The following is a 12,753-nucleotide window of genomic DNA, read 5'->3' as shown; positions in this document are numbered from 1 at the left end:
GGTTCGGCCCGCTCAATGCCTGAGCTTGTAGCCACGCTTCAGCATCTGCACCGCCAGCGTTGCCAGCAATGCAAAAAATATCGATACTACCGACAGACTCAGCAGCGGATTCACATCCGACTGGCCGAAGAAACCGTAGCGGAACCCGTCTATGATGTAGAAGAAGGGGTTGAAATGCGATACGGTCTGCCATACGCCCGGCAACGACTGCATGGAATAAAATACGCCCGACAGGAAGGTGGCCGGCATGATCAGGAAATTCTGGAAAGCCGCCAGCTGGTCGAATTTCTCGGCCCAGATACCGGCAATCAGCCCCATGGTACCCAGCATCGCCGCACCTAGCAATGCAAAAATGACTATCCACAGAGGTGCAACGAAAGATAAATTTGCCAGCCACGCCGTGACGATGAATACACCCGCACCGACGGCCAGGCCGCGCACGATGGCCGCCAGCACGTAGGCGGCGAAGAGCTCCCAGTGAGACAGCGGCGGCAGCAGCACGAACACCAGGTTGCCGGTGATCTTGGACTGGATCAGCGACGAAGAGGAATTGGCAAAGGAATTCTGCAATACACTCATCATCACCAGGCCAGGAATAAGGAAGGCGGTGTACTTGACGCCGGGATACACCGGCACGTGCTCATCCAGCGCATGGCCGAAAATCAGCAGGTACAGCAGCGCCGTCATGATGGGGGCGGTAATGGTCTGCGTTGCCACTTTCCAGAAACGCAGGATTTCCTTGTAAAACAGGGTTTGAAAACCGATCATTTGTGTCCACCATCCATAATTTGCAGGAACACATCTTCCAGGTCCGCCTGCTTTAACTGCATATCCTCGACCACGCAGCCGGCGGTGCGCAATGCGCCCAGTACCGGCTCTACTTCCGCATAGTCGTTGACGCGCAATACGTATTCATCCTTGCTGTCGTGATGCATCAGCAGCCCTTTGAGGCTGTCCGGCAGCGTGCCTTGCGACAGGCGCACAATCAGCTGCGAGCCGGAGATGCGCTTGATCAGCGCCGACGTCGAGTCCAGCGCCACCACCTTGCCGGATTTCAGCATTGCGATGCGGTTGCACAGCGCCTGCGCCTCTTCCAGGTAATGCGTGGTCAACACCACGGTATGGCCTTCCTTGTTCAGGCTGGCGACGAATTTCCACAGCGTCTGGCGCAGCTCCACGTCGACGCCGGCGGTCGGCTCATCAAGCACGATGACCGGCGGCTTGTGCACCAGCGCCTGTGCCACCAGCACACGCCGCTTCATGCCGCCGGACAGCGCGCGCATGTTGGTATCGGCCTTGTTGGTCAGGTCGAGGTGCTCCATGACCTCGTCTATCCACTTGTCGTTGTTCTTCAAGCCATAGTAGCCGGACTGCATGCGCAAGGTCTCGCGCACGGTGAAGAAGGGATCGAACACCAGCTCCTGCGGCACGACGCCGAGGTTCCTGCGCGCGGCACGATAGTCGGTGATGACATCGTGGCCCTGGATGGTGACTTGCCCGGCATCGGGCTTGTTGAGGCCTGCGATAATGGAAATCAGTGTGGTCTTGCCGGCGCCATTGGGGCCGAGCAAACCGAAAAATTCGCCTTCCTCTATCGAAAGCGATACGCCGCCCAGCGCCTGCAGCGACTGGTAGCGTTTTTCTACATTGGTGATCTGGATGGCGGCCATGGTGGCTGGAGCACTTTACTAAAGTATGACTGAATTTAACGCGACATTTTCGCCCTTTGATGGACGAAAACCTTTGATTATAGGGGATTTCCGGGATTAAGACTGGAACCTGTTCAGGCCGCTTGACGGCCTGCAGGGTCCTTGGCCCGGGCCAGACTGGCCCGGAAAGGCAGGATCAATGTCGTTCTTTGCCGTCCAGCGCGAGCAGGTCGGCCACGCCGTAAAGCGTGATCAGGCTGCGCAGATTGTCCTGCACGCCATGGAATACAGCAGTTTTACCCAGCGCCGCGGCAGCACGCTGCCAGGCGATCATAACAGTAACGGCAACCGAATCAACCACCGTATAACCCGACATGTCGAATTCCGTGGAACCCGCCGCAACGGCCGCCAGCCCCGACTGCAGGATGGCGGTGGCGCTGCTTGCATTCAGCGCATTGCTTGCATGAAGGTCGTTGGCCGCTGCTTGCATGGAATCTGTCTTATTTAGGTGCTTTGGCAGGCGCGGAGGCCAGCTTCTTGTTCTTTTCAGACAAGGTCTTGATCAGGCCGTCGATGCCGGATTTGCTGATTTCGGAGGCAAAACTGCCTTTATAGGTTTCGACCAGCCACGCGCCAAGCACGTTGATGTCGAAAATCTTCCAGCCGCCAGGCGCTTTTTCCAGGCGATAGTTCAACTGGATAGGTTCGCCGCGCTTCTGGATTACTTGCGTGCGCACTTCCACTTCCGTATCTTCCGGCGCTGCACGGAAAGGCTTGTACTCTACCTGTTGGTCCCTGATCTGCGCAATTGCGCCGGAATAGGTGTACACCAGCAAAGTGCGAAATTCCGCTGTCAGCTGTTTTTGCTGTTCAGGCGTGGCTTCGCGCCAGCTTTTGCCCACTGCCAGCGACGTCATGCGCTGGAAGTTCACATACGGAAGGATCTTGGTTTCCACCAGGTCATTGATGCGCTTCTGGTTGCCGGACTGGATGTCCTTGTCGTTTTTTGCCGTGTCGATGACTTCGGTGCTGATGCGTTTTACCAATTGGTCCGCAGCTTCGTCTGCAGCCACGCTCGGGCCGGCGAATGCCAGCGAAACGAATGCCAATACCAGGAATTTATTAATCAGTTTCTTCATTTTTTAACTTTCTATGTGCGCTCGTGCGCATTTCTCGCTGCAAGTATTTAACTGGCACCACCCCACAGGGGTTGACCGACGTCATACTTGCTTACAAATTTGTCTACCAATTAAGCATGTCGGCGCTGACGCTGGATACGGTAAAAAAACACGAACCCGTATTCGGCATGCTCAACATCAATCATCGTTACTGTTGATCTGGCTGGCACGTCTTTGCAAATAGGCATCTCGGAAAAATACATATTTATCCAGTGAAGCCTCTTCGATCAGGTTGCCTGCATCCAGTACCGACGCACGCTTGTCGACCAGACGCACTGCCGTGCCGGTGTTGCGCACGTTAACCGGATACACATAACCCCATGGATCACCATAAACGTCGACCGGCGTCGCCAGTGCATCACGCAACGTGGACGGGCCGAACACCGGCAGCACCACGTAAGGGCCGGATTTTACACCCCAGGTTCCCAGTGTCTGGCCAAAATCTTCCTGATGCTTTGGCATGCCCGCTTCGGTAGCAATATCCAGTACCCCGCCGAGGCCGAACACGGTATTCACACCCACGCGGAAGATATCGCTCATGCCGTCGGTACCCTTGCCTTGCAGCAGGTTATTGACAGCATTCCAGACGTCGCCGATATTGCCGAAGAAGTTGCCTATGCCGGTCTGCACAAACGAAGGCAGCACAGTCTGGTACGCCTTCGCGGCCGGTTTCAGCGCCACGCGGTCCAGCGTGTCGTTGAAGCTGAACATTGCGCGGTTGAAGCCTTCAAACGGATCGCGTGCATTGCGGGTGGAGGTCGCGCCCCGTTCCGCCGTGCTGTTAGCCGTTGTTGTGCCTGTGCCTGCTGCGTCGGTTCCCGAGCCTGCTACCGGACCTGTGCTGGCACAGGCGCTCAATAACAGGGAAGCAGCGATTATCAGCGCTGCATTTGTTTTTTGTAATTTCATTTTTGGTCGTCCTTACCCTCGGCTGCCTTGCTGAACAAGAACTGACTGATCAGATTCTCCAGCACGACAGCGGATTGTGTCATTGTGATCTTGTCGCCGGCTTTCAGGTTATTGATATCCCCGCCCGCTTCCAGCCCTATGTATTGCTCGCCCAGCAGTCCCGATGTCAGGATTTTTGCCGAACTGTCCTTCGGAAACTTGTAACGGTCTTCCAGCTGCAAGGTGACGGACGCCTGAAATTTCTTGTCGTCAAACTTGATATCGGCCACACGGCCTACTACAACACCTGCGCTCTTGACGGGCGCGCGCGGTTTCAGGCCGCCGATATTGTCGAAGCTGGTTGTTACGTCATAAGTTTTCTGGGTTGAAAGCGAACTCATGTTCCCGGCTTTCAGCGCCAGGAACAGTAGCGCAGCCGCGCCTATCAGCACAAACAGGCCAACCCAGAAATCCAGCGATTTTTTTTGCATATCCACCTCCTGATGCATCTCTAAAGGCCTTCCCGTACGTTCGGGAAATGCCTGCATATTGTTATTACAGCCGGCTTACTGGAACATCCAGGCTGTCAGCAGGAAATCCAGCCACAGCACCAGCAGCGACGAAATCACCACGGTGCGCGTAGTCGCCCGCGACACGCCTTCCGGCGTAGGGCTGGCTTCGTAGCCCTGGAACAGCGCGATGAAGGTCACCGCAAACCCGAACACGATGCTCTTGATGACGCCATTGCCTATGTCCAGCCACACATCCACGCCGCCCTGCATCTGCGACCAGAACGCCCCCTCATCCACGCCGATCAGTTGCACGCCGACCAGATAACCGCCGATGACGCCCATCGCGTTGAATATGGCGGTCAGTATCGGCATTGCAATAATGCCGGCCAAAAATCTCGGCGCGATGACACGCTGCAGCGGATTGACCGCCATCATCTCCATCGCCGCCAGCTGCTCGCCAGCCTTCATCAGGCCGATTTCCGCCGTCAGCGACGTGCCGGCGCGTCCGGCAAACAACAAGGCCGTGACTACCGGCCCTAACTCACGCACCAGCGACAAGGCCACCAGCAAGCCCAGCGCCTGCTCCGAGCCGTATTTGTTCAGCGTGTAATAACCCTGATATCCCAGTACGAAGCCGACAAACAGGCCCGAGATCGCAATGATCACCAGCGAATAGTTGCCGATGAAGTGGATCTGGTCCGTCACCAGGCGCGGACGGCGCCACAAACCGGTACAGCTCAGTAAAATCGAAAAAAAACTACGCGCGGCATAACCCAGATTCGTTCCCAGCTCGCGCACCCACTGCCCCAGGCGGCTGATCATCGTTGCGCCCCCTTGCCCATGCCGGCACCCACACCGAGGTCATCTGCCAGGGATTTGCCCGGATAATGGAAAGGCACAGGGCCATCCGCTTCTGCATGCACGAACTGCTTGACATAAGGGTCTTCCGATGCCCGCATCTGGTCCGGCGTCCCCTGCGCGACGACTTTGCCCTGCGACAGGAAATACACATAGTCGGCAATCGTAAACGACTCATTGACGTCATGCGACACCAGGATGGAAGTCGAACCCAGTGCGTCGTTGAGGTTGCGTATCAGGTTTGCGGTGACACCCATCGATATAGGATCCAGTCCGGCAAAGGGTTCGTCATACATAATCAGTTGCGGATCCAGCGCTACCGCCCTGGCCAGCGCCACGCGCCTGGCCATGCCGCCCGAAATTTCGGACGGTTTCAGCGCGGCCGCGTTGCGCAGGCCGACCGCATTCAGCTTCAGCAGCACCAGATCCCGTATCATGCTCTCCGGCAGGTCCGTATGCTCACGCAAAGGAAAAGCCACATTCTCAAAGACGCTCAAATCGGTAAACAACGCGCCGTGCTGGAACAGCATGCCCATCTTGCGGCGCAATTCGTACAGGTCGCCGGTTGACAGCTCGTGCACCACCTTGCCGTCGACGGCAACCTGGCCCTGCTGCGGTTGCAGCTGGCCGCCGATCAGGCGCAGGATAGTTGTCTTGCCGGAGCCGGAACCGCCCATCACAGCGACGACTTTCCCACGCGGGAAGTCCATCTGGAGACCAGATAAAATCGTGCGGTCGCCATAGCCAAACTGTAGATTACGAATTTCGACGAGATTTGGCACGTTGAGATCAAAAGGGAGAAAAGTGAGATTGTAATGCAGAACCAGTTTATAAGTTGGTATTGAGCGTGATGTTACATAAAAAACAATCCCGTCATTCTTTGGGAAAAGATTGACGGGACTGAATATTCAACTGCAAAAATGCTTATATTGCCTGATATTATTTAAAATTTAGTCGGTTCGCAAACTATTAATTAATGAACTTGGAGTCAGCAAGCTTTTTATGAGGCTAAATTACATCATGCAAAATTATGTAAAGCCACAGTCTTGTTAACTTGCGGCAACACAATAAGCAGCTAACGCGGTAAAACCGAATCGCCCATCAGCGCGGTATCTACTTCGCGCGCGCATTGGCGCCCCTCTCGTATCGCCCACACCACCAGTGACTGGCCGCGCCGCATATCGCCGGCCGCATAGACTTTATCCACATTGGTTTTGTAGCAGCCGGCGCCGTCGGTTGTCGCCTTGGCGTTGCCGCGCGCATCCTTGTCCACGCCGAACGCGTCCAGCACCTGCTGTACCGGCGATACAAAGCCCATGGCCAGCAAGACCAGGTCGGCCTTCATTTCGAATTCCGAATTTTCCACTTCCTGCATCTTGCCGTCTTTCCACTCGATGCGCACGGCGATCAGCTTGTCCACCTTGCCGTTCTTGCCTTCCAGCCGCTTGGTCGCAACCGACCAGTCACGTTCGCAACCCTCTTCATGCGAAGAGGAGGTGCGCAGCTTGGTTGGCCAGTAAGGCCAGACCAGCGGCTTGTTTTCTTGTTCCGGCGGTTGCGGCAGCAGTTCGAACTGCGTGACCGATTTGGCGCCGTGGCGGTTGGAAGTGCCGACGCAATCGGAACCGGTATCGCCGCCGCCGATGACGACCACATGCTTGCCGCTGGCCATCAGTTGATCCTTGACCTTGTCGCCTGCATTCACCTTGTTTTGCAGCGGCAGGAAATCCATCGCGAAATGCACGCCCTTCAGTTCTCGGCCCGGCACCGGCAGATCGCGCGGCTGTTCCGCGCCGCCGGCAATGATCACCGCATCAAAGTCTTTTTGCAGCTGTTCAGGAGAAATCGTTTCTTTCGACCAGTTGGTGACATTCTCAGGGAAATCCTTACCGACCAGTACACCGGTGCGGAAGATCACGCCTTCAGCCTTCATCTGGTCAATGCGGCGGTCGATATGCGACTTTTCCATCTTGAAGTCAGGAATGCCGTAGCGCAGCAAGCCACCCGCGCGGTCGTTCTTTTCGAACACCGTTACCTCATGGCCGACACGCGCCAGCTGCTGCGCTGCGGCCATGCCTGCAGGACCGGAACCCACGACCGCCACTTTCTTTCCGGTCTTGATCAGCGCGGGCTGCGGCACGACCCAGCCGTTTTCCCAGCCTTTGTCGATGATGAAATGCTCGATCGACTTGATGCCGACCGGATCGTCATTGATGCCCAGCGTGCAAGCTGTCTCACAAGGCGCGGGGCAGATACGGCCCGTGAACTCCGGAAAATTGTTGGTCGAATGCAGGGTTTCCAGCGCCTGCTGGTAGTTGCCGGTGTAGACCAGGTCATTCCAGTCGGGAATGATGTTGTTGACCGGGCAGCCATTATTGCAAAACGGGATGCCGCAATCCATGCAGCGCGCGCCCTGTATCTTGGCCTGGCTGTCATCCAGGTGGACCAGGAATTCCTTGTAATGTTTTTTACGCAGCTGCGGCGCTTCCGCCGCTTCCTGCAAACGCTGAAATTCCATGAAGCCGGTTACTTTACCCATGTTTCCCTCTGTCTAATCTATGTCACCGGGCCGGGCCCGGTGCTGCAATGTCGTTTGATCCTGATGCGCTCACCCTATCGCGCACTCACACATGCGGGCGCCGGCCCTGCCGGCGCCCGCAATGCTCCGATTCTGTTATGCGGCGACCTTTTCCTTGGCAACCAGCGCCTGTTTGGCGGCATACATTTCCGCCAGCGCGCGTTTGTATTCAGTCGGGAAGACCTTGACAAACTTGGCCCTGCCGCGTGCCCAGTCGTCCAGCAGATTACGGGCGCGGGTGCTGCCTGTGTGCTTGAAGTGGCGCTCGATCAGGCTGCGCAGGATCGCTTCGTCGGTTTCGCCATCGCCACCGCGCAGGCGGCTATGCCACAGCGATTTGTCCATCGTCGCGGTCTGCACGTCGCCGGCCAGCACCTGTTCCAGGCTGACCATCGACAGATTACATTTCTCTTCAAACTCGCCGTCCGGGTCGTAGACATAGGCAATCCCGCCCGACATGCCGGCGGCAAAGTTACGGCCGGTTTCACCCAGCACGACTACGGTGCCGCCGGTCATGTATTCGCAGCCATGGTCGCCGGTGCCTTCCACGACCGTCACGGCGCCGGAATTGCGCACCGCAAAACGCTCGCCGGCCACGCCGTTGATGAAAGCCTCTCCGGAGATCGCACCATACAGCACGGTATTGCCGCAGATGATGTTGTCCACCGCCCAGCCGCGGAACTCGGTATTGGGGCGAATGATGATGCGGCCGCCAGACAAACCCTTGCCGACATAGTCATTGCCCTCGCCCACCAGGTCCAGCGTCACGCCATGCGCGAGGAAAGCGCCTGCCGACTGGCCGGCAGTACCTTGCAGCTGGATATGGATGGTATCGTCCGGCAAGCCGGCATGGCCGTATTTCTTGGCGACCTCACCGGACAGCATCGTGCCTACAGTGCGGTTCAGGTTCTTGATTGGGGAAATGAAAGAGACTTTTTCGCCTGTCGTCAGCGCGATTTTCGCCTGTGCGATCAGCTTGTTGTCCAGCGCTTTTTCCAGGCCATGCTCTTGCGACTCGACATGCCTGATAGGCGCGTCGGCAGCCACTTCCGGCTGATGGAAAATGCGGCTGAAATCCAGGCCCTTGGCTTTCCAGTGCGTGATCGCCTTGGACTTGTCCAGCAGGTCCACGCGGCCTATCAGCTCATCGTACGTGCGTATGCCCAGCTGGGCCATGATCTGGCGCAGCTCTTCTGCAACGAAGAAAAAGTAGTTGACGACGTATTCAGGCTTGCCGGAAAACTTGGCGCGCAAAACTGGATCTTGTGTGGCGACGCCGACCGGGCAAGTATTCAGGTGGCATTTGCGCATCATGATGCAGCCTTCCACCACCAGCGGCGCGGTAGCGAAGCCGATTTCGTCTGCGCCCAGGATGGCGGCAATCGCAACGTCGCGGCCGGTTTTCATCTGGCCGTCTGCCTGTACCCGCACGCGGCCACGCAGGCCGTTCAGCACCAGCGTCTGCTGGGTTTCAGAAAGGCCAAGCTCCCAAGGCGTGCCCGCATGCTTGACGGAAGACAAGGGCGAAGCACCGGTGCCGCCGTCGTGGCCGGCGATAACGATATGGTCGGACTTGGCCTTGGAAACGCCGGCGGCAATCGTGCCTACGCCGACCTCGGAGACCAGCTTGACCGAAATCGAGGCTTGCGGATTGGCGTTCTTCAAATCATGGATCAATTGCGCCAGGTCCTCAATCGAATAGATGTCATGGTGCGGTGGCGGTGAAATCAGCCCGACGCCGGGCACCGAGAAACGCAGCTTGGCAATGTACTCGGACACTTTATGTCCCGGCAACTGGCCACCCTCGCCCGGTTTGGCGCCCTGTGCCATCTTGATCTGGATCTGGTCGGCGGAGGTCAGGTATTCGGTCGTGACGCCAAAACGGCCGGACGCCACCTGCTTGATGCGGGACCGCAGCGAATCGCCGTCCAGCAAAGGCATGTCGACTTCAATGTTTTCCTTGCCGATGACCGATGCCAGCGTCTGGCCCTGCTTGATGGGAATGCCTTTCAGCTCTTGCTGGTAACGCGCCGGATCTTCGCCGCCTTCGCCGGTGTTCGATTTGCCGCCGATGCGGTTCATCGCAATCGCCAGCGTTGCATGGGCTTCGGTGCTGATGGAGCCCAGCGACATCGCACCCGTGGCAAAGCGCTTGACGATGTCTTTCGCCGGCTCCACCTGGTCCAGCGGTATGGCCTTGGCAGGATCGATCTTGAATTCGAACAGGCCGCGCAAGGTCATGTGGCGGCGCGACTGGTCGTTGATGATCTGCGCGTATTCCTTGTACGAATTGAAGTTGTTGGCCTTGGTCGAATGCTGCAGCTTGGCGATCGCATCCGGTGTCCACATGTGGTCTTCGCCACGGATACGGAAGGCGTATTCGCCGCCGGCATCCAGCGCGTTTGCCAGCACGGGGTCAGCACCGAACGCCAGCTTGTGCAGTCGCAGCGCTTCTTCCGCGACTTCAAACACACCGATGCCTTCGACATTGGACGCAGTACCCTTGAAGTATTTGTCGACCAGCGATTTGTTCAGGCCGACGGCTTCGAAAATCTGTGCGCCGCAGTAGGACATATAGGTGGAAATGCCCATCTTGGACATGACCTTCATCAAGCCCTTGCCGATGGCCTTGGTATAGTTGTACATCGCCTTTTCTGCCGACAGGTCGCCGGGCAGGTCCTTGGCGATATCCTGCAGCGTCTGCATCGCCAGGTAAGGATGCACGGCTTCGGCGCCATAGCCGCCCAGCAGTGCAAAATGATGGGTCTCGCGAGCCGAGCCGGTTTCCACCACCAGGCCGGCAGAAGTACGCATGCCTTTGGTAACCAGATGCTGGTGCACGGTTGACGTCGCCAGCAGCGCAGGGATGGCGACATTATTGGCGTCCAGCTTACGGTCGGAAATGATGATGATGTTGTGGCCGGACTTGACTGCATCCACGACTTCGGCACAGATCGACGCCAGGCGCGCCTCAATGCCGTCCTTGCCCCATACTACCGGATAACAGATATCCAGTTCGTAGGATTTGAACTTGCCGCCGGTGTTGGCGCTGATGTTGCGCAGCTTGGCGATATCGTCAAATCCCAGCACCGGCTGCGACACTTCCAGGCGCATCGGCGGGTTGATGTTATTGGTATCCAGCAGGTTGGGCTTGGGGCCGATGAAGGACACCAGCGACATGACCAGCGCTTCGCGGATCGGGTCGATAGGCGGGTTTGTTACCTGCGCAAACAGCTGCTTGAAGTAGTTATACAGCGGCTTTAGCTTGTTGGACATCACGGCCAATGTGGAATCATTGCCCATCGAACCTATAGCCTCTTCGCCACCGCTTGCCATCGGCGCCATCAGGAATTTCAGGTCTTCCTGCGTATAGCCGAAAGCCTGCTGGCGGTCCAGCAGCGATACGTCGCTGCCGGCAACTTCCTGGCCGGCCTTCAGCTCATTGAGCTTGATGCGCACCGACTTGATCCACTGCTTGTAGGGTTTGGCATTGGCGTAAGTGTCCTTGATTTCCTTGTCGTCGATGATGCGGCCGGCATCCAGGTCGATCAGGAACATCTTGCCCGGCTGCAGGCGCCATTTCTTGATGATCTTCGATTCGGGAATCGGCAATACGCCGGATTCGGACGCCATCACCACCAGGTCGTCGTCGGTGATGATGTAGCGCGCCGGACGCAGGCCATTGCGGTCCAGCGTGCCGCCGATCTGGCGGCCGTCGGTGAAGGCCATCGCCGCCGGGCCATCCCACGGCTCCATCATCGCCGCGTGGTATTCATAGAAGGCGCGACGGTTCTCGTCCATCATCGTGTGATTTTCCCAGGCTTCCGGAATCATCATCATCATCGCCTGCGCAATCGGGTAGCCAGCCATCACCAGCAGTTCCAGCGCATTGTCGAAGCTGGCCGTATCGGACTGGCCCTCAAAAATCAGCGGGTACAGCTTTTGCAAGTCTTCACCGAGCACGGCGGATTTCATCACGCCTTCGCGCGCGCGCATCCAGTTGAAGTTACCCTTGACGGTATTGATCTCGCCGTTATGCGCAATCATGCGGTACGGGTGGGCCAGCGGCCATTCCGGGAAGGTATTGGTGGAGAACCGCTGATGCACCAGCGCCAGCGCCGAGATGCAGCGCGGATCCTGCAGGTCCTTGTAATACACGCCCACCTGGTCGGCCAGCAGCAAGCCCTTGTACACAATGGTGCGCGCCGACATCGACGGCACGAAGTATTCTTTGCCGTGGATCAGTTTCAGGGCCTCAATCGCATGCACGGCGGATTTGCGGATCACATACAGTTTGCGCTCCAGCGCATCCGTGACCATGATGTCGGCGCCACGGCCAATGAAAATCTGGCGGATGACAGGTTCCTTGCCGCGCACGGTAGGCGACATCGGCATGTCGCAATCCACCGGCACATCGCGCCAGCCCAGCACAACCTGGCCTTCTGCGCGGACGGCACGTTCGATTTCCTGTTCACAGGCAAGGCGGGAAGCGTGCTCTTTCGGCAAGAAGATCATGCCGACGCCGTATTCGCCCGGAGGCGGCAGCTCGACGCCCTGTTTGCTCATTTCTTCGCGGTAGTACTGGTCAGGAATCTGGATCAGCACGCCGGCGCCATCGCCCATCAGCTTATCGGCGCCGACAGCGCCCCGGTGATCCAGGTTTTTCAGGATCAGCAAGCCTTGTTCGATGATGGCGTGGGATTTTTTACCTTTGATGTGTGCCACAAAGCCGACACCGCAGGCGTCGTGTTCATTGGCTGGGTCGTACAAGCCTTGCGCATGCATACAAATTCTCCACTCAGAAATAAGGTTATTCCGAAGAATAGTGCAGCGCAAAATTTTATTCAACAGGAATAATAAGGGTCGGAGTAAAATTAAATAAACAGGATTATCAATTAATTTTAAATGGGGACATAGTAACTAATCCTAATTAATTTCCAACAAGCACTGATTACTCAAAATAAAAGTTTGCGTAGTCGCTGAGTCAGCAACTTATGTGCCAAAGCCTGTTTTTATAACAAGGAGGCGTCACAGTACGCGAGCCATGGGTATCGGAAGACACCTGTGACTTCAGCCATAGAAAGGATCAG

Annotated in this window: 10 protein-coding genes; all 10 read right to left on the bottom strand. The window is 57.1% G+C overall.

The features are described from left to right. Positions 1–12 precede the first annotated feature (12 nt). The 10 genes from ACO0LO_RS10080 to ACO0LO_RS10035 all read right to left on the bottom strand — a co-directional run bounded on the left by ACO0LO_RS10080 (position 13) and on the right by ACO0LO_RS10035 (position 12,448). On the bottom strand, positions 13–768 hold the full coding sequence (locus tag ACO0LO_RS10080; RefSeq protein WP_422964081.1) for an ABC transporter permease: 756 nt from the start codon (positions 766–768) through the stop codon (positions 13–15). After that, complete coding sequence (locus tag ACO0LO_RS10075) at positions 765–1,670, bottom strand: ABC transporter ATP-binding protein (protein ID WP_422964080.1); 906 nt, start codon at positions 1,668–1,670, stop codon at positions 765–767. The genes ACO0LO_RS10080 and ACO0LO_RS10075 overlap by 4 nt, the downstream gene beginning before the upstream one ends. A 175-nt stretch (positions 1,671–1,845) precedes the next feature. Beyond that, positions 1,846–2,139 (bottom strand): STAS domain-containing protein, encoded by a 294-nt coding sequence (locus ACO0LO_RS10070; RefSeq protein ID WP_422964079.1) that lies wholly within the window; start codon positions 2,137–2,139, stop codon positions 1,846–1,848. Between the two features lie 10 nt (positions 2,140–2,149). Next, the gene (locus ACO0LO_RS10065) at positions 2,150–2,788 is read right to left on the bottom strand and encodes an MlaC/ttg2D family ABC transporter substrate-binding protein (RefSeq protein ID WP_422964078.1); all 639 of its coding nucleotides are present in this window, start codon (positions 2,786–2,788) and stop codon (positions 2,150–2,152) included. Between the two features lie 177 nt (positions 2,789–2,965). After that, positions 2,966–3,736 (bottom strand): MlaA family lipoprotein, encoded by a 771-nt coding sequence (locus ACO0LO_RS10060; RefSeq protein WP_422964077.1) that lies wholly within the window; start codon positions 3,734–3,736, stop codon positions 2,966–2,968. After that, entirely contained in the window at positions 3,733–4,206 is a 474-nt protein-coding gene (gene mlaD, locus ACO0LO_RS10055) for an outer membrane lipid asymmetry maintenance protein MlaD (protein ID WP_422964076.1), read from the bottom strand. The genes ACO0LO_RS10060 and mlaD overlap by 4 nt, the downstream gene beginning before the upstream one ends. Before the next feature lie 75 nt (positions 4,207–4,281). After that, positions 4,282–5,049 carry a lipid asymmetry maintenance ABC transporter permease subunit MlaE gene (gene mlaE / locus ACO0LO_RS10050; RefSeq protein ID WP_422964075.1) on the bottom strand — a complete coding sequence of 256 codons (768 nt, stop codon included), beginning with the start codon at positions 5,047–5,049 and terminating at the stop codon, positions 4,282–4,284. Then, a complete protein-coding gene (locus tag ACO0LO_RS10045; RefSeq protein WP_422964074.1) occupies positions 5,046–5,867 on the bottom strand; it encodes an ABC transporter ATP-binding protein in 822 nt (273 codons plus the stop codon). The genes mlaE and ACO0LO_RS10045 overlap by 4 nt, the downstream gene beginning before the upstream one ends. Positions 5,868–6,160: 293 nt before the next feature. Next, the gene (locus ACO0LO_RS10040; RefSeq protein ID WP_422964073.1) at positions 6,161–7,624 is read right to left on the bottom strand and encodes a glutamate synthase subunit beta; all 1,464 of its coding nucleotides are present in this window, start codon (positions 7,622–7,624) and stop codon (positions 6,161–6,163) included. Positions 7,625–7,759: 135 nt separating this feature from the next. Next, positions 7,760–12,448 carry a glutamate synthase-related protein gene (locus ACO0LO_RS10035; RefSeq protein ID WP_422964072.1) on the bottom strand — a complete coding sequence of 1,563 codons (4,689 nt, stop codon included), beginning with the start codon at positions 12,446–12,448 and terminating at the stop codon, positions 7,760–7,762. Positions 12,449–12,753: the final 305 nt, after the last annotated feature.

The sequence above is a fragment of the Undibacterium sp. TJN25 genome, from assembly GCF_049339885.1.
GTDB lineage: Bacteria > Pseudomonadota > Gammaproteobacteria > Burkholderiales > Burkholderiaceae_D > Undibacterium.
The sequence above is the reverse complement of the archived record's forward strand: the minus strand, read 5'-3'. Positions and strand labels throughout refer to the sequence as shown.